16 protein-coding genes and 1 tRNA gene are annotated in these 17,291 nt (G+C 69.8%); 8 read left to right on the top strand and 9 right to left on the bottom strand.

What is annotated here, in order from left to right:
- The first annotated feature begins 17 nt into the window (after positions 1–17).
- The 6 genes from flgA to ACAM42_RS08655 all read left to right on the top strand — a co-directional run bounded on the left by flgA (position 18) and on the right by ACAM42_RS08655 (position 6,538).
- The gene (gene flgA / locus ACAM42_RS08680; RefSeq protein ID WP_369631743.1) at positions 18–716 is read left to right on the top strand and encodes a flagellar basal body P-ring formation chaperone FlgA; all 699 of its coding nucleotides are present in this window, start codon (positions 18–20) and stop codon (positions 714–716) included.
- Positions 717–812: 96 nt separating this feature from the next.
- Positions 813–1,109, top strand: a complete 297-nt coding sequence (gene flgM / locus ACAM42_RS08675; RefSeq protein ID WP_070061524.1) for a flagellar biosynthesis anti-sigma factor FlgM — start codon at positions 813–815, stop codon at positions 1,107–1,109.
- Positions 1,106–1,561 carry a flagella synthesis protein FlgN gene (locus tag ACAM42_RS08670; protein ID WP_369631742.1) on the top strand — a complete coding sequence of 152 codons (456 nt, stop codon included), beginning with the start codon at positions 1,106–1,108 and terminating at the stop codon, positions 1,559–1,561. The genes flgM and ACAM42_RS08670 overlap by 4 nt, the downstream gene beginning before the upstream one ends.
- A gap of 9 nt (positions 1,562–1,570) precedes the next feature.
- A complete protein-coding gene (locus tag ACAM42_RS08665; RefSeq protein ID WP_369631741.1) occupies positions 1,571–2,005 on the top strand; it encodes a YadA-like family protein in 435 nt (144 codons plus the stop codon).
- A gap of 123 nt (positions 2,006–2,128) precedes the next feature.
- The gene (locus ACAM42_RS08660) at positions 2,129–2,953 is read left to right on the top strand and encodes a response regulator transcription factor (RefSeq protein ID WP_369632745.1); all 825 of its coding nucleotides are present in this window, start codon (positions 2,129–2,131) and stop codon (positions 2,951–2,953) included.
- Positions 2,954–3,523: 570 nt separating this feature from the next.
- Positions 3,524–6,538, top strand: coding sequence for a transglycosylase domain-containing protein (locus ACAM42_RS08655; protein ID WP_369631740.1), 3,015 nt, complete (start codon positions 3,524–3,526; stop codon positions 6,536–6,538).
- Between the two features lie 60 nt (positions 6,539–6,598).
- Here the strand turns inward: ACAM42_RS08655 and ACAM42_RS08650 are convergent.
- The 5 genes from ACAM42_RS08650 to ACAM42_RS08630 form a co-directional block, all read right to left on the bottom strand.
- Positions 6,599–6,688: transfer RNA gene (locus ACAM42_RS08650), tRNA-Ser, on the bottom strand.
- A 57-nt stretch (positions 6,689–6,745) separates the two neighbouring features.
- Entirely contained in the window at positions 6,746–8,077 is a 1,332-nt protein-coding gene (serS, locus tag ACAM42_RS08645) for a serine--tRNA ligase (protein ID WP_062469134.1), read from the bottom strand.
- A 62-nt stretch (positions 8,078–8,139) separates the two neighbouring features.
- Positions 8,140–9,105, bottom strand: a complete 966-nt coding sequence (locus ACAM42_RS08640; RefSeq protein WP_369632744.1) for a threonine/serine dehydratase — start codon at positions 9,103–9,105, stop codon at positions 8,140–8,142.
- Positions 9,102–10,070 carry a 4-hydroxy-3-methylbut-2-enyl diphosphate reductase gene (gene ispH, locus ACAM42_RS08635; RefSeq protein WP_095743996.1) on the bottom strand — a complete coding sequence of 323 codons (969 nt, stop codon included), beginning with the start codon at positions 10,068–10,070 and terminating at the stop codon, positions 9,102–9,104. The genes ACAM42_RS08640 and ispH overlap by 4 nt, the downstream gene beginning before the upstream one ends.
- Positions 10,067–10,510: a peptidylprolyl isomerase gene (locus ACAM42_RS08630; RefSeq protein WP_159278109.1), complete on the bottom strand. Its 444-nt coding sequence runs from the start codon at positions 10,508–10,510 to the stop codon at positions 10,067–10,069. Before ACAM42_RS08630 ends, ispH begins: the two co-directional genes overlap by 4 nt.
- A 107-nt stretch (positions 10,511–10,617) precedes the next feature.
- On the opposite strand from ACAM42_RS08630, the gene radC reads away from it, so the two are divergent.
- Both radC and ACAM42_RS08620 read left to right on the top strand, forming a co-directional pair.
- Entirely contained in the window at positions 10,618–11,295 is a 678-nt protein-coding gene (radC, locus tag ACAM42_RS08625; RefSeq protein ID WP_062469128.1) for a DNA repair protein RadC, read from the top strand.
- Entirely contained in the window at positions 11,295–11,960 is a 666-nt protein-coding gene (locus ACAM42_RS08620) for a Smr/MutS family protein (RefSeq protein WP_070061513.1), read from the top strand. The genes radC and ACAM42_RS08620 overlap by 1 nt, the downstream gene beginning before the upstream one ends.
- 28 nt (positions 11,961–11,988) lie before the next feature.
- On the opposite strand, the gene ACAM42_RS08615 is transcribed toward ACAM42_RS08620, so the two are convergent.
- From ACAM42_RS08615 to fabV, 4 genes are all read right to left on the bottom strand, one after another.
- Entirely contained in the window at positions 11,989–14,094 is a 2,106-nt protein-coding gene (locus ACAM42_RS08615) for a bifunctional 2',3'-cyclic-nucleotide 2'-phosphodiesterase/3'-nucleotidase (protein ID WP_369631739.1), read from the bottom strand.
- A 111-nt stretch (positions 14,095–14,205) separates the two neighbouring features.
- Complete coding sequence (locus ACAM42_RS08610; RefSeq protein ID WP_369631738.1) at positions 14,206–15,429, bottom strand: NAD(P)/FAD-dependent oxidoreductase; 1,224 nt, start codon at positions 15,427–15,429, stop codon at positions 14,206–14,208.
- A gap of 31 nt (positions 15,430–15,460) precedes the next feature.
- Positions 15,461–15,880 carry a group II truncated hemoglobin gene (locus ACAM42_RS08605; protein WP_056578450.1) on the bottom strand — a complete coding sequence of 140 codons (420 nt, stop codon included), beginning with the start codon at positions 15,878–15,880 and terminating at the stop codon, positions 15,461–15,463.
- A gap of 27 nt (positions 15,881–15,907) precedes the next feature.
- Positions 15,908–17,104 carry an enoyl-ACP reductase FabV gene (gene fabV, locus ACAM42_RS08600; RefSeq protein ID WP_369631737.1) on the bottom strand — a complete coding sequence of 399 codons (1,197 nt, stop codon included), beginning with the start codon at positions 17,102–17,104 and terminating at the stop codon, positions 15,908–15,910.
- Positions 17,105–17,291: the final 187 nt, after the last annotated feature.

Here is a 17,291-nt window from a genome sequence, read left to right as displayed (position 1 = left end):
CTCTTCTTTCGCTTTCGATGACCCTCTCGCCGCTTCGCCAACGCCTGCTGCGCACCGCCTGCGCGGTGGGGCTGTCGTGCGCGGTGTCGACCGGCGCGATCGCAGGCGACACGGCAGCGAAGGCCGTCGAAACCTACCTCCAGGTGCAGAGCGCCGGCCTGCCGGGCAAGGTCACGGTCAGCCTCGAAGGACGCGGCACCGAGGCCCTGCCCCCGTGCGAAGCGCCCGAGGTGTTCCTGCCGCCGGGCGTCACGCCGTGGGGCCGCGTCTCGGTGGGCGTGCGTTGCCATGCCGAGCGGCCGTGGACGCGCTTCGTGCAGGCGCGTGTCGCGGTGGAAGGCCGCTACCTGGTGGCGGCGCGCGCCATCGACGCGGGCCGGGCGCTGGGCGCCGGCGACGTGGTCGAGCGCACCGGCGACCTCACGCGGCTGCCGCGCTCGGTGGTCACCAGCACGGCCGAACTGGTCGGCGTGGTGAGCGCCAACCGCGTCGCGCCCGGCGCCCCGATCCGCAAGGAGCTGCTGCGCGGCGTCGCCGTGATCCAGCAGGGCCAGGCCGTGAAGGTGGTGGCGCAGGGGCCGGGCTTTGTCGTCAGCACCGAGGCCAAGGCCCTGAGCGGCGCCGCGGTGGGCGCGGTGGTGCAGGCCAAGACGCTGGACGGCCGGGTGATCCGCGGCGTGGCCGACGAGGAAGGACAGGTCCGGCTGGTGCAGTAGCGGCCGCCGCGTTTGCGCAGGCTTCACTTCATGCACGCCCTTCCTAAAGTTCTTGCACCGGCTGCCGATATACGGGTCAGCCCCTGAGGAATCACCTTGAAAATCGATCCCACCGCCCCTTCGGCCACGCCCCTGCACCGCACGCCCGCACCGGGCGCGCCGGCTCCGTCGACGCCCGCCGAGGCCGTGCAACGCCCGAAGGAAGCGGCGCCCGTTTCCGCGCTCGTCCATGCGATGCCCGCCGCCGTGGGGGGCAGCGATTTCGATGCGGCCCGCGTGGCCGCGATCCGCGAGGACATCCGCGCAGGCCGCTACGAGATCCGCCCCGAGCGCATCGCCGACGGCCTGCTGGCCAGCGTGCGCGAGCTGCTCGCACCGAAGGGCGAGGCATGACGACCTTGCTGGCACAGCTGCGTGCGGAAGCCCGTTGTATCGAGGAATTTCTCGCGGTGCTGGACGAAGAGGCGCAGGCCATGTCGGACAGCGTCTTCGACGCACTGAACGCCATCTCCGGCCGCAAGACCGCGCTGCTGGACCGCATGGCCGAGCTCGATCGCCAGCGCGAATCGCTGCAGGCGGCGCTGGGCTTCGCGCCCGGCCGCGCGGGTGCGGATGCCGCCGCGGCCGCGGGCGGTGCGCCGACGCGCCAGGCCTGGAGCGAACTGCTCGCGCTCGCCGAAGACGCGCGCAACCGCAACCTGCACAACGGCACGCTGGTGTACGCGCACCTCGACTTCACGCAGCAGGCGCTGCACTTCCTGCAGGCCCGCGCCCAACCTTTCTACGGCCCCGACGGCGTGCGCAAGACGCAGGCCGGCGCGGGCAACCGGCTGGCCGCCGGCTGAACAGCAGCCGTGAACGCGCTCGCACGCCTTGCCCCCCGACGCACCGCGATCCTGCGGGTGCTGATGCTGTGGCTCGCGTGCGCCGGCGCCCATGCCTTCGAACTGGCGCCCGCCGTGCGCCCGGACGACGCCATCAACCTGGGCCAGCTGCACCCGGTGCGCGCGGCCGTCGGCGAGACGGCGCGCATCGCCTACTCGGGCGCGGCCATGGCCATTGCGATGTCGGCCGCCTACGTGCCGACGTACCGTCCGGGCGAACAGGCGATCGGCCTGGCCTTCGGCAGCTACCGGGGCTATTCGGCCGCGGCGCTGGGCTTCAAGCGCAGCTCGGACGACGGCGACATGGCCTGGGGCATGGGTGTGTCCAGCACGGGCCGGGACTGGGGCTTCAACGCGGGCATCGGCTGGAAGCTGCCGCGCAGCACGGCCGCCGCCCGCCCCTGAGCCCACGCCATCGCCCCGGGACGCCCTTCACCACCTTCGCATGGATGCCACCGACATGAAGACCTCTCCTGCCACGCCAACGCCCCGCCACGAGAAGGTCGCCCGCCGGGGAGCCCGCGCGTGATGGCCGCGCAGCAGGGCGCGCGCCGCATCGCGATGGTGGGCTGCGACGAGGCGCAGCAGGCCGGCTGGGGCAACCGCCTGCGCCTGATGGGCTGCGATCCCTTGTGCTTCGACGACAGCACGGACTTCCTGCTGGCGATCACCCAGGGCCTGCAGTTCGGCCTGCTGCTGGTGGTGCTGAAGGACGAAGGCGCCTGGCCGATCCTCACGGCGATGTGCCGCGCGCTGCGCATTCCCATTTTTCTGGTGGCACGCGCCTCGCAACGCGACCTGCTGGTCGACGTGCTGTCGGCCGCGGGCGGCGAGACGCAGGGCGCGAGCATCGACTTCGCGGTGCTGCCCGTCGACGAGTTCGAGGTGGAGCTGCGCGTGCGCGAATCGCTGCGGCGCAACCGCACGTTGCTGCAGCCGCACGCCACGGCCGCGTGCTTCGGCGACTACCAGTTCCTGGGCGAGCGCCGCGTGGTGGTGTGCCACGGCACCGAGGTGCGCCTGAAGCCACGCGAGTTCGAACTGGCGCTGCTGCTGTTTCGCAACGCCGGCCGGCTGCTGGAGCGCGACTGGCTGCTGGCCTCGCTGTGGGTGGACGCGCGCATCGAACGCACCAGCCGCACGCTGGACTGCTGCGTGGCCAGCATCCGCCGCAAGCTGTCGCTGCACAAGGGCGGCGAGTTCGTGCTGGTCTCGGTGTATGGACGGGGCTACGAGCTGCGGCACATGGCGCCGGCCGTGTCCGAAGTCGATGAAGCGCCGCTGATCGACACCGCAGACTTCCCGGACACCTCGAACGAGCCCGTGTGGCTCGGCGAAAGCGCGCGGGCCTGAGCATGCGCCCGCGCGACGAAAAAACCGTGACGACCTCCGGCCTCGAGGAACCACCCCGAAGGGCGGGTGCCGAAGCGTCCTCTACCAACGCCAGAAGACCGTCGCCGCCAGTATCCGCGCCTTAGCTGAAGACAGGCTGAAGCCCCGCACAAAACCCTTCTGCTTCCGTACTCAGCCGCCAGTCAGTGAACGCACGTTCAATGGCGGGCACATCGTGAGGGGGAGATTCATTGCAGGACACCATGAGACTACTCGCAGAGGCATCGCTGATTCTTGCCCTGGCCATCGTCCTCGGCGGGTTGGTGCTCGGGCTGCTGGCGGGCCCGCAGGATTCCGACGACTAGTGGGGTGTCCGGGGTCGTGAAGGGTTGGCAGGTCAGTTCGCCCTGAGATAGATCCGCACGTCCGTGCAGATCGACATGCGCCATGTGTGTCGAGGTACCTCTTCTGCCGCGCGGCGGAAGTGCATGACTCCGGCCGATTGCGTCGTCGCACGCATGCCAAATCGCCTCAAAAAGCGCATCATCGTCACTGACGAACCCATGGTGTGGACTGTTCGCGAGGCAGAGCATGACTTGGTTCAAGAAGCTTGTCTGGATCGGCGCGGGACTCGCCGTGGGAGGCGGGCTTGCCCTGTTCGTGCTGGACGAATTGAAGACGTCCCGGCTGCAATCGGCCCTGTGGCGCGACCTGGCCGAGGGCGCCCGCTTCAGCGTCGAAGACGGTGCCAGCGATGCCATCCGCTTTCCCCGGACCGGGCCCTACGACGAGCGGCTGGGCTACCACCAGCTGCCGGGCTACATCGACCGCCTGGCACCGCAGGGCTATGTCGTCACCCGCCAGGCCCGCATGTCGCCGCGGCTGCTCGAACTGCAGGACTACGGGCTCTTCGCGCCCTACCGTGAGAAAAACCAGGCCGGCCTGACCGTGCGCGACTGCCGGGACACGGCGCTGCTGCACACCCGCGTGCCCCAGCGCGCCTACGAGCGCTTCGAGGAGGTGCCGCCGCTGCTGGTGAGCGCCCTGCTGTTCGTCGAGGACCGCCACCTGCTGGACGCGCAGCCGCTGCAGCGCAACCCCGCGATCGATCCGGAACGCTTTGCCAAGGCGACGCTCGAGCAGGCGCTGCGCGCGGTCGGCCTGGGCCAGACGGCGACGGGCGGCAGCACGCTGGCCACCCAGCTCGAGAAGTACCGCCATTCGCCGCAGGGCCGCACCGGCTCGGTCGGCGACAAGCTGCGCCAGATGGCGTCGGCCTCGCTGCGCGCCTACCAGGACGGCGACGACACGCAGGCGCGGCGCCGCCAGATCGTCGTCGACTACCTCGACACCGTGCCGCTGGCCGCACGCCCGGGCATGGGCGAGGTGCACGGGCTGGGCGACGGCCTGTGGGCCTGGTACGGGCGCGACTTCGGTGAAATCAACCGCCTGCTCGCCGACCAGGCGGAAGAGGCGGCAGCGCCCACGGACGAGGCGCTGCGGCAGCAGGCCGAGGCCTTCAAGCAGGCGCTGTCGCTGATGATCGCGCAGCGCCGCCCGTCGCAACACCTGCTCGGCGACGGCGCCGGCCTGACGCGGCTGACCGACAGCTACCTGCGGCTGATGGCCGAGGCCGGCCTGATCTCGCCCACGCTGCGCGACGCGGCGCTGCCGCTGTCCTTGCACCTGCAGCCACCGCTGCCGCCGACGCCCCGGCCCGACTTCGTGCAGCGCAAGGCCGCGACCGCGCTGCGCACCCACATCGGCACGCTGCTCGACGTGCCGCGGGCTTACGACCTGGAGCGCCTCGACCTCGAGGCCGAAACCAGCCTGGACGGCGAAGCACAGGCGCTCGTGGCGCGCGTGCTGGCCGGCCTGCGCACGCCCGCCGCGACGAAGGCGGCGGGGCTGGTGGGCTCCCACATGCTCGACCCGGGCGCCGACCCCAGCCCTCTGATCTACAGCTTCACGCTGTTCGAGCGCAGCGCCGGGAGCAACCTGCTGCGCATCCAGGCCGACAACATCGACCAGCCGTTCGACGTGAACCAGGGCGCGCGGCTGGACCTGGGCTCGACCGCCAAGCTGCGCACCCTGGTGAGCTACCTGGAGCTCGTGGCCGAGCTGCACGCGGGCTGGGTCGACCTGAGCCCAACCCAGCTGTCCGCGCTGGCACCGAACCCTCGCGACCCGCTGGGCACGTGGGCGCGGCAGTACCTCCTGCGCGCCAAGGATCGGCGTCTTGCGCCGATGCTGGAGGCGGCCATGGAGCGCAAGTACTCGGCGAACCCCGGCGAGGCCTTCTTCACCGGCGGCGGCCTGCACCAGTTCGAGAACTTCGAGCGCTCGCGCAACAGCAGTTCGATGACGGTGCGCGAAGGCTTCAAGCATTCGGTCAACCTGGTGTTCATCCGCCTGATGCGCGACCTGGTGCGCCACCGCATGTTCGGCGGCGCGTCGGGCGCCGAGCGCCTGCTGAAGGACCCTGCCGACCCGGGCCGGCGCGAGCTGCTCGCGCGCTTTGCCGACCGCGAAGGCTCGGCCTTCCTCACCCGCTTCCATCGCAAGTACCAGCACCTGCCGGCCGCGGACGCCGAGGCGCTGTTGCTGCGCGGCCTGAGGCCGTCGGCACCGCGCCTGGCGAGCGTGCTCTTCACCATCGAGCCCGAGGCCGACGACGCACGGCTCGACGCGCTCCTGGTGCAACGGCTGGGCCGCGGCGCCGACTCGCCGCGCGCATTGGGGGCGCTGCGCCGCACCTACGCCGGCCTGTCGCTGGCCGATCGCGGGTATGTCGCGCGCGTGCATCCGCTGGAGCTCTGGCTGGTCGGCTACCTGCGGCGTCACCCCGGCGCCTCGCTGACCGAGGTGCTGGACGCAAGCGTGCGCGAACGCCAGGAGGTCTACGCCTGGCTCTTCAAGACGCGCCACAAGAGCGCGCAGGACAGGCGCCTGCGCGAACTGATCGAGCTCGACGCCTTTGCACAGATCCATCGCTCATGGCAGCGCGTGGGTTACCCCTTCGCATCGCTGACGCCGTCTTACGCGAGCGCGATCGGCGCGTCGGGCGACCGGCCGGCCGCCCTGGCAGAGCTGATGGGCATCCTCGCGAACGACGGCGTGCGGCTGCCCACGCAACGGGTCGGCGCCTTGCACTTCGCGCGCGACACGCCCTACGAGACACGGCTGGAGCCGCGCCATGCGAGCGCACAGCAGGTGCTGCCCGCCGAGGTGGCCGCCACGGTGCGCCGCGCCTTGGTCGAGGTGGTGAACGACGGCACCGCGCGGCGGCTGAAGGGCGCGCTGGTGGACGAGAGCGGCCGCGCCCTCGAGATCGGCGGCAAGACCGGCACCGGCGACCATCGCTACGAACAGACCGGCCGCGGCGGACGGGTGATTTCGCAGCGCAAGATCGACCGCTCGGCCACCTTCGTGTTCATGATCGGCGACCGCTACTTCGGCACGATCCTGGCCTACGTGCACGAGCCCCATGCCGCGCGCCATCGGTTCACGAGCGCGCTGCCGACCCAGCTGCTGAAGTCGCTGGGGCCGCAGTTGCTGCCGGTGCTGCAGCGCAGGGGGTGCGGGGGGCCGCAGCGGGCGCCATGAGGCGCATGGGCGGCCCAAAGACAAAGCCCCTGTAGCAGGGCTGCTACAGGGGCTTGAATCTGGAGGAGAGGGAGGGATTCGAACCCTCGGTACTATCGCTAGTACGCCTGATTTCGAGTCAGGTACATTCGACCACTCTGCCACCTCTCCGGTGCTGTCGAGCCTCAGATTATAGCCAGAAAAATCTGACTTTTGACGCCCTGCGCTTCAACCGCGCAAAACTTCGAGGCCGCCGAGGTACGGACGCAACGCTGCCGGCACGTTGATCGAGCCGTCTTCGTTCTGGTGGTTCTCCAGCACGGCGACCAGGGCGCGGCCCACGGCCAGGCCGGAGCCGTTGAGGGTGTGCACCAGCTCGTTCTTGCCCTGGGCGTTCTTGAAACGGGCCTGCAGGCGGCGCGCCTGGAAGGCTTCGCAGTTCGACACCGAGCTGATCTCGCGGTACGTGTTCTGCGCGGGCAGCCACACCTCGAGGTCGTAGGTCTTGGTGGAACCGAAACCCATGTCGCCGGTGCACAGCAGCACCACGCGGTACGGCAGCTCCAGCGCCTGCAGCACGGCTTCGGCGTGGCCGGTCATCTGCTCGAGCGCGTCGTAGCTCTTCTCGGGGTGCACGATCTGCACCATTTCGACCTTGTCGAACTGGTGCTGCCGGATCATGCCGCGCGTGTCGCGCCCGGCGCTGCCGGCTTCCGAGCGGAAGCACGGCGTGTGGGCCGTGAGCTTGATGGGCAGTTGCGCCTCGGGCACGACCTCGTCGCGCACGAAGTTGGTCAGCGGCACTTCGCTGGTCGGGATGAGGTAGAGCGCCGAATGGTCGGGCGCGGGCTCGCCGTCCTGGCCGCCCTTCTTCGCGGCGAACAGGTCGCCTTCGAACTTGGGCAGCTGGCCGGTGCCGCTGAGCGTGGCGGCGTTGACCACGTAGGGCACGTAGCACTCGGTGTAGCCGTGCTGTTCGGTCTGCAGGTCGACCATGAACTGGGCCAGTGCGCGGTGCAGGCGTGCGATCGGGCCCTTCATGACGGTGAAGCGCGAACCCGAGAGCTTGGCGCCCATCTCAAAATCGAGCCCCAGCGGCGCGCCGAGGTCGACGTGGTCCTTGGGCGCGAAGGCCAGCGGCGTGGCGTTGGCGCCGGCGCCGCCCTGGGGCGCCCAGCGGCGCATCTCGACGTTGCCGGCTTCGTCTTCACCGAGCGGCACGCTGGCGTGCGGCAGGTTGGGCACGGCCAGCAGCAGCGCGTGCAGTTCGGGCTGGATTTCCTCGAGGCGCTTGGACTGCGATTCCTGCTCAGCCTTGAGCGCGTTGACCTCGGCCATGAGCGCGTCGACCGACTCGCCCTTGGCCTTGAGCGGGCCGATCTGCTTGTTCAGCGTGTTGCGGCGCGCCTGGATTTCCTCGGTGCGGGTCTGCAGCGTCTTGCGCTCGGCCTCGAGCGCGGTGAACGCCGAGACGTCGAGGTAGGGCTGGTTCTTCTTGCGTTTTTCGAGGCCGGCCACAGCGGAGGCCAGGTCTTTGCGGAGCAGGGTGATGTCGAGCATGGGGAGATTTTAGGTGGGCGCCCGGTCGCGCCCGCCCTCCCCGCTTGCAAACCTCAGGCGACTCAGGCGACCGTGGCCGGATCGACGTTCGCCCCGCAGATGATCAGGCACACCTTCTCGCCCTCGCGCGGCACGTAGGCGCCGGTCTGCAGCGCCGCCAACGGCAGCGCGGCGGCCGGCTCCACGGCGAGCTTCAGCTCCTTCCAGAGCCACTGCTGGGCGGCGCGGATGGCGTCGTCGGACAGCAGCAGCGCGTCACGCACCTGCTGCTGCGTGATCTCCCAGGCGATGGCGCCGATGCGGCGCGCGCCGAGCGAATCGGCCGCGATGCCGCCGACGTCCACATCGACCGGTTCGCCCGCCTCGCGAGCGCGGAACAGCGTCGGGGCCTTTTCGGGCTCGAGCGCCACCACGCGGGCGCGCTGCTCGAACCAGCCGGCCAGGCCGCCGATCAGGCCGCCGCCGCCCACGCTCACGAGCACGGCGTCGGGCAGGCCGCCCTGCGCCTCGATCTCGCGGCCGAGCGTGCCGGCGCCGGCCACCACTTCGGGCTGGTCGTAGGCGTGGGTGAGCAAGGCACCCGTTTCCTTCTGGCGCGCCAGGCAGGCGGCCAGCGCGTCGGGGTACAGCTCGCCGACCACGACCACTTCGGCGCCCAGCGCCCGCAGGCGCGCGCGCTTGGCTTCGGGCGACACGCCCGGCAGGAACACCTGGCAAGGCACGCCCAGCGCCTTGGCGGCGGCCGCCGTGGCGATGCCGGCGTTGCCGCCCGAGGCCACGATCACGCCCGCGGCGGGGATGTCGTTGGCCAGCAGGCGGTTCATCATGCCGCGGGCCTTGAAGCTGCCGCTGACCTGCATGTGCTCCAGCTTGAGCCAGACTTCGGCGCCGGGCGCGGCCACGCCCAGGGCGGCGGCCGGCAGCTTCCACAGCGGCGTTTCACGCAGGAAATGGCCGGCGCGTTCGCCCAGCCTGCGGGAGGCGCTCTCGATGTCGGAGCGCCAATCGGTGTTTTTCATGATGTTCAGGAGATGTGCCCAGGGGGCGGGATGTCGTCGAGCTTGAGGCCCTTGGGAAGCGGAAACTTGATGGTTTCCTCGATGCCGTCCATCTTGCGCACCGACACGGCGCCGAAGGCGCGCACGCGCTCGATCACCTCGTGCACCAGCACCTCGGGCGCCGAGGCGCCGGCGGTGAGGCCGATGCGCGACTTGCCCTCGAACCATTCGGGCTTGAGCTCGTCGGCCGAATCGACCATGTAGCTCTCGGTGCCCAGGCGCTGCGCCAGCTCGCGCAGGCGGTTGCTGTTGGAGCTGGTGGGGCTGCCGACCACGATCACGAGGTCGACCTGCGGGCTCATGATCTTCACCGCGTCCTGGCGGTTCTGGGTGGCGTAGCAGATGTCCTGCTGCTTGGGCTCGCGCACGTTCGGGAAGCGCGCGCGCACGGCGGCGGCGATCTCGGCGGCATCGTCCACGCTGAGCGTGGTCTGCGTGACGACGGCGAGCTTCTCGGTCTGCAGGGGCGACGCATTGGCCACGTCGGCCACGTCTTCCACGAGGTGGATGCCGCTCGACAGCTGCCCCATCGTGCCCTCGACCTCGGGGTGCCCCTTGTGGCCGATCATGATGAATTCGTAGCCCTCTTTGGCGAGCTTGGCCACCTCGACGTGCACCTTGGTCACGAGCGGGCAGGTGGCGTCGAAGATCGAGAAGCCGCGGTCGCGCGCCTCCTGCTCCACGGCCTTGCTCACGCCGTGCGCGCTGAACACCAGCGTGGAGCCGGGCGGCACGTCGGAGAGCTCTTCGATGAAGATCGCGCCCTTGGCCTTGAGCTCGTTCACCACGTAGGTGTTGTGCACGATCTCGTGGCGCACGTAGATCGGCGCGCCGAACTTGGCGAGGGCGCGCTCGACGATCTCGATGGCGCGGTCCACGCCGGCGCAGAAGCCGCGCGGCTCGGCCAACAGGACTTCTTCGATGTTCGGGTTCATAGCACGCCGATCAGCTTCACTTCGAAGGTGACCGGTTGCCCCGCGAGCGGGTGGTTGAAATCGAAGCGCACGCCGGTCTCGTTCGACTCGACGACCGCGCCCGCGTAGCTGCCCGCGCCATCGGGCGTGGGGAACTGCACCACGTCGCCGACGGCGTACTGCTCGTCGGGGTCGCCCATCTGGGCCAGCAGCTTGCGCGCCACCCACTGCTGCATGTCGGGGTTGCGTTCGCCGAAGGCCTCGCCGGCGGGCAGCTCGAAGGTGGCGTGCGCGCCCTCTTCCATGCCCATCAGGCGCTGCTCCATGGCCGGCGAGAGCTCGCCGGTGCCCAGCGACAGCGTGGCGGGCTTGTCGGCGAAGGTGTTGATGATGTCGCCCGCCGGACCGGCCAGCCGGTAGTGCAGGGTCAGGAAGGAGCCGGAAGTCACAACTTGGGACATGGGTGCAGCGAAGGTGGGCAAAGACGAGGGAGGTGTCCCGATAAACTGGCCCTCATTTTAAGGATCGGGGCAACACCTCGCCCCGGCCCAGGTTTCAGAAGGGTTTCATGGCATTCAAGGATCTCCCTCTCGACGCCCGGCCGCGCGAAAAGCTCATCGCGCGGGGCGCCGCCGCGCTGGCCGACGCCGAGCTGCTGGCGTTGCTGCTGCGCACCGGCGTGGCCGGCAAGAACGTGCTCCAGCTGGCCCAGCAACTGCTCGAGCGCTTCGGCGGGCTGTCGGGGCTGCTGCACACCGCGCCCGATGACCTCAAGGCGGTCAAGGGCATGGGCGGCAGCGCCAAGCGCTCCGAACTCACGGCGGTGCTCGAGCTGGCGCGCCGCGCCATGGGCGAGCGCCTGAAGGAGCGCACGGTGTTCGACTCGCCCGAGGCGGTCAAGCAGTACCTGCAAATGCACATCGGCTCGCGCCCGCACGAGGTGTTCGCGGTGCTCTTCCTCGACGTGCAGCACCGCCTGCTCACGCTCGAGGAGCTGTTTCGCGGCACGCTCACGCAGACCAGCGTCTACCCGCGCGAGGTCGTCACCCGCGCCCTGCACCACCAGGCCGCGGCCGTGGTGCTGGCCCACAACCACCCCAGCGGCAGCATCGAGCCCTCGCGCGCCGACGAATCGCTCACGCAGACGCTGCGCGCCGCGCTGGCGCTGGTCGACGTGCGCGTGCTCGACCACGTCATCGTGAGCCCGGGCCAGAGCTTCTCGATGGCGGAACGGGGGCTGCTCTGATGGCGTCGTCTTCTTCGCGTCCCCCGGCCCTGAAGAACCTGGCCGACCTCAAGCAGGTGCAGCGCGTGCTCGCCGAAACCCGCGAGCGCGAGGCCGCCGAGGCCGCCGCGCGCGCCGCGGCCGAGCGCAAGCGCGCCGCCGAGAAAGACCTGTTCACGCGCGCCATCGGTGCCACCGAACCGCTGCGCCGCAAGGCCGCCGTGGCGCTCGCACCCGAGCCGCCCGCGCCCATTCCGTTCCAGCACCAGCTCGACGAGCAGCGCGTGCTGCGCGAGTCGCTGTCCGACGAGTTCGACGTGACCACGCTGCTCGACGTCGACGACGCCATGAGCTTTCGCCGTCCCGGCATCGGCACCGACATCACGGCGCGGCTGCGCAAGGGCGACTGGGCGATCCAGGGGCAGGTCGACCTGCACGGCCTGCGCAGCGATGAGGCGCGCGAGGCGCTCGGCGGCTTCATCCGCAATGCCCACAAGCAGGGGCTGCGCTGCGTGCGCGTGGTGCACGGCAAGGGCCTGGGCTCGCCCGGCAAGCAGCCGGTGCTCAAGACCAAGACGCAGCGCTGGCTGATCCAGAAGAACGAGGTGATCGCCTTCGTGCAGGCCAAGCCGGCCGAAGGCGGGGCCGGGGCGCTGGTGGTGCTGCTGGCGCCCGTGCGGCGCTGACAGGGCACCGCACGGTGCCCTGCCCTTCTTACTTGCTCAGATCGACCTTGTAGACCGAGCGGCCCTTGCCGCTGCCGTCATCCGCGGTCAGCAGCGAGATGTTCGCGAGCCCCGCATCGGTCGCAGCACTCAGTTGCCCCTGCCCCGACGTGATCGTCACGTTGCCCGCGGTCGTCACCTTGGTGAAGCGCCAGCTGCGCGCCGCGCCGTCGGCCGCGCGCGTGATCGTCTTCTTCGCCTTGATGTACGCGATCAGCACGTCGCGGTTCGCATCGGGCGAGGCGTAGATCGTTGCGCGCCCGTCCAGCGCCGGAATGAAGCTCGCACCGCTGGTCGCGCGGTAGTTGTTCGTCGCAATGACGAACTCCTTCGCCGGGTCGATGGGCGCGCCCAGGTACATGAGGTTCCTGATGCGGCTGCCCACGGCCTGCGTCACGTCGATCTCGTACTGCATGTCGGGCGTGGTGAACATGTCGAAGTTGTAGCCCGGGAAGGGGCTGATCAGCGACTGGTCGGTCGTGAGCGCCGGGTCGATCCTGTTGAAGCGCTTGGCCGCGGCTTCGAGCCAGCCCTTGATCTCGGCACCCGTCACCTTCACCGCGTACACCGTGTTCGGGTACAGGTACAGGTCGGCCGCGCTGAAGATCGCCAGGTTGCCCACGGCTACGTCGGTGTAGTCGCGCCCGCCTTCGAAGCCCGACTTGAAGGGTGCGCTCACCGACAGCACCGGCAGGCCCGCGTACTGCGGCAGGCTGGCCTGGATGTAGGTCTTCACATAGTCGGCCTGGGCCTGGTTCACGATCTGGATCGCGCCCGGGTCGCCCACGTCGGCAAAGAAGGTGTTCATGCGGAAGTCGGTGGTGCCGATCGGCGTCTTCACGTAGTCGATCGCGGCCTGGTGCTGCGTGTCGACCAGCGGCGCCACGCTCGGGTCGGCGTCGACATACACGGCCTTGCCCGCGCCGTCCTTGCCGGTTTGCGTGGAGCGCGCCTCGACCAGCGTCTTGCTCTTGTCCACGCCCCAGGCCTTGCCGTCCCACACAAGCTCGAGCTTCACGAGGCCCAGCGCCTTGCCCCACGAGCTGGGCATCACGGCCGGCACGCCGTTGACGGTGCCGGCGGCGTTGTCGACACCCGCCTGCGTGTAGCCGGGCTTGGCGCCGCGGTCGGGGAACAGGCCGTGCTGGTGGCCCATCATCAGCACGTCGATGCCGGGCACCTTCGACAGGTACAGGCCCGGGCTTTCCATCGTCGGCGAGTACGGCGAGGCGTCGAGGCCGCCGTGCTGCAGCGCGACGACGATGTCGGCGCCCTTCTCGCGCAGCTCGGGCACGTAGCGCTTGGCGGCTTCGACCGCGCCTTCGGTGCGCAGCTTGCCTTCGAGAAAGCGCTTGTCCCAGTTCATGATGCCGGGCGTGGTGAAGCCGATCACGCCGACCTTCACCGGCACCGTCACGCTCTTGCCGTCCGGCGCAGTGGCCGTAAACTGCTTGGTGACGATGGTGTAGGGCGCGACGAGCGGCTTGCCGCTCTTGAGGCTGTGCACGTTGGCCACCACCATCGGGAAGCTCGGGCCCGCGCACTTCTTGCTGCCGTCCACGCCCTCGACATCGAGGCCGCCGCCGAGCACCTGGTTGAGGAAGTCCAGGCCGTAGTTGAACTCGTGGTTGCCCAGCGTGCCGGCGTCGTAGCCGGTGGCGTTCATCACCTTGTACATCGACAGCGGCTGCGTGCACGGGATGCGGCTGACCAGCGCTTCGTAGTCGGCCAGCGCGGTGCCCTGGATGGTGTCGCCGTTGTCGAACAGCATCGTGTTCGCGAACTCCTTGCGCGCGGCGCTGATGAGCGTCGCGGTGCGCTCGTAGCCGTACGACTTGTCTTCGGCGAGCTTGAAGTAGTCGTAGCTGCGCACGTTGAAGTGCAGGTCGGTCGTTTCGAGCAGCGCGACCGTGGTGCGCGTGCCGGCGGCCACAGGCGCCGGGGCGGGTGCGGGCGCAGGGGGCGGAACGATCGGGGGGAACGTGGTGCCGCCTCCGTTGCCACCGCCACAGGCGGTGAGCACGGCGGCCAGGACGGCGGCACAGGTGGACATGGGGGCGAGGCGCGCCAGCGACGCGGCCACTGCGTTGTTCATCGAGAGGTCTCCCTGCGGATATGAGGAAGGACCAGTCTCCGAAAGCCGGGTGACAGACCGGTGAATCCGGGCCTGCCGTGCAGCGCCGTTGCGACAGCCGTTACACCAGGCTCAGGCCAGGTGATTCTTTAGTGGTACCGCCGCATCCGCCACCGCTTCGGGCGCGGGGCTGCGGCCCGCTTCGAGCAGCTTGCGGCTCATCATGTGATCGACCGGCGCGTTCACCGATTCGACGCACACGAGCTGGCCGTCGACGTAGTGGAACAGCGAGAACGCCTCGGGCTTCGGCCCCGCGCGGCGCACGCTCACCAGGCCCGGCGTGCCTTCGGCAGGCATGAGGCCCGCCATCTGCAGGCGCAGGCCGCCCTGGTCGGACCAGAACCACGCGACCGCGTCGTGATCGCGCGCGGCGCCGGTCAGCGTGGCCACCGCCGTGCGCGCCTGGTCGTTCGCGTTTTGCACCGATTCGAGCCGCAGCGCGCGGCCCGCGCGGCGGTCGGGGAAGCGCGTGCAATCGCCCACCGCGAGCACGTCGGCGGCGCTGGTCTGCATGTGGCCGTCGACCACGATGCCGTCGGCGCACTCGAGGCCCGCGGCCTGCGCAAGCGCGGTCTCGGGCACCGCGCCGATGCCCAGCAGCAGCAGGTCGATCGGCTGCTTCACGCCGTTGACTTCGACCGACACGAGCCGGTCGCCCACGACCTCGAAGGCGCCGGTCTGCGCGCCCAGCACGATGTCGATGCCGGCCGCGCGGTGCGTGGCCAGCACGTGCGCCGACAGCTCGGGCGACACGGCGCGGCCCAAAAGGCGCGGCGCGCATTCGATCACCTGCACGCGCTTGCCCAGTGCCTGTGCGGTGGCTGCCACTTCGAGGCCGATGAAGCCGCCGCCCAGCACCGTGACCTGCTGCGCATCCGCCAGCCGCGTGCGCAGGCGATGCGCCTCGTCGGCGGCGCGCAGGCTCGCCACGTTCTCCAGGCCTTGCGGCAGGCCGGGCATCTGGCGCGCGCGCGTGCCGGTGGCCAGCACCAGGCGCTCCCACGGCAGCACCGCGCCCGAGCGCAGCATGACGGTGTGCGCCTCGCGGTCGATGGCCACGGCCGCGTCGCCCAGGTGCAGCGTGATGCCCGCTTCGCGGTACCAGTCGGCGGCCTTGTGCGGCTGCGTGGTTTCGTCGGCGCTCTTGAGGAAGGCCTTCGACAGCGGCGGACGGTGATAAGGCTCGCAGGCCTCTTCGCAGACCAGGTGCACGCGCGCGCCCTGCCCGGCTTCCGCCAGGCCCGCGCAGAGCTGGGCCGCGGCGTGGCCGCCGCCGATGATGACGATGGAATTCATGGAGAACAGTCTTTCGGGAATCGTTGTCGGGTCACTCGCCGCGGTTGCGCATCCAGTCGGCGGTCTTGAAGAAGGAGTCTCTGAGGCGTGCGCGCAGGTCTTCGGGCACGCCGGTCTCGCCCATCGCCTGGTCCATGCAGGCCAGCCACTGGTCGCGTTCCTTGATGCCGATGGTGTGGCCGCCGATGGCCTGCGGCAGGTGCCGCGCGCGCAGCATGGGGTGGCCGAAGCGGTCGGTGTAGTGGGCGGGCCCGCCGAGCCAGCCGCACAGGAACCAGAACAGGCGCTGGCGCGCGTTGTCCAGGTCGGTGCCGTGCACGGCGCGCAGTTGCGCGTAGGCCGGCTCGAGGTCCATCAGGTCGTAGAAGCGCTCGACCAGCGCCTCCACCTTCGGCTCGCCGCCGATCCACTCGAAGGGCGTGCCGGCGGGCGGTTTGTCTTGAATCTGCATGAAAGCGAGTATCCCTTCGAGGGCACTCTAGAGTTGGATCAGATCGGGAATGCCCACATCGGTGCTCACGTCGGCCGTGTAGTCCACGCCCTCGACGGCGAAGCCGAACAGGCGCAGGAACTCGGTCTTGTAGCCCGCGAAATCGGTCAGCTCGTTGAGGTTGGCGTCGGTGACCTGCGGCCACAGTTCCTGCACGCGCGCCTGCACCTGCGGCGCCAGTTCCTTGTAGTCGGCGCGCAGGCGACCTTCGTCGTCCAGGTGCGGCGTGGCGCCGTACAGGCTGTCGGCGTACAGGCTGTGCACCTGCTCGATGCAGCCCTCGTGCGTGCCTTCGGCCTTCATCACCTTGAACAGCAGCGACAGGTACAGCGGCATCATCGGAATGGCCGAGCTGGCCTGCGTGACCACCGCCTTCAGCACCGACACGCGCGCGTCGCCGCCCTTGGCCGCCAGCTGCGCGCGGATGTCCAGCACCTTCTCGTCAAGATCCTTCTTGGCGGCGCCGATGGAGCCGTTCCAGTAGATGTCGTGCGTGATCTGCTCGCCCAGGTAGGTGAAGGCCGTGGTCTTGGCGCCGTCGGCCAGCACGCCGGCCTGCTGCAGCGCGTCGATCCACATCTGCCAGTCTTCGCCGCCCATGACGGCAACGGTGTTGTCGATCTCTTCCTGCGTGGCGGGCTCGAGCACCGACTCCTTCACGGTCCCGCTGTCGGTGTCCAGGCCGCGCAGCGTCACGGCCTTGCCGATGGGCTTGAGCACGGAGTTGAAGACCTGGCCGGTCTTCGGGTGCGTGCGGCGCGGCGCGGCCAGGCTGTAGACCACGAGGTCGACCTGGCCGAGGTCGGCGCGGATGGTCTCGATGGCCTGCTGCTTCACCGCGTCGGAAAAGCCGTCGCCGTTGATCGTCTTGGCGTAGCGCCCCTCGGCCGTGGCGGCGCGGTGGAAGGCGGCGGTGTTGTACCAGCCGGGCGAGCCGGGCTTGGTTGCGCTGCCCGCGCGCTCGAAGCACACGCCCAGCGTGTCGGCGCCGCAGCCGAAGGCCGCGGTGATGCGCGCGGCCAGGCCGTAGCCGGTGGACGCGCCGATCACCAGCACGCGCTTGGCGCCGCCCGCGATGGGGGGCCTGGCTTTGACGTAGTCGATCTGTTGCCGGACATTGGCTTCGCAGCCCACGGGGTGGGTGGTGACGCAGACGAAGCCGCGCACGCGGGGTTGGATGATCATGAAAAGCTCGCTCGGTAAGACATTCGGGGGACGGCGGCGGGGCACGTCGCGGCGTCGCGAATTTAACCCAGCCGGCAACAGGCCGATTCATCAGCCCCATATGCATATGTCGATTGACGATTTAATAATCTTGGGTTTTATTGATATGGTTCCGGCCTGAATTTCACTCTGGAGAGAGGACGATCCC

Origin of the sequence: Variovorax sp. V35 (assembly GCF_041154465.1) — a bacterium.
GTDB lineage: Bacteria > Pseudomonadota > Gammaproteobacteria > Burkholderiales > Burkholderiaceae_C > Variovorax > Variovorax boronicumulans.
The sequence above is the reverse complement of the archived record's forward strand: the minus strand, read 5'-3'. Positions and strand labels throughout refer to the sequence as shown.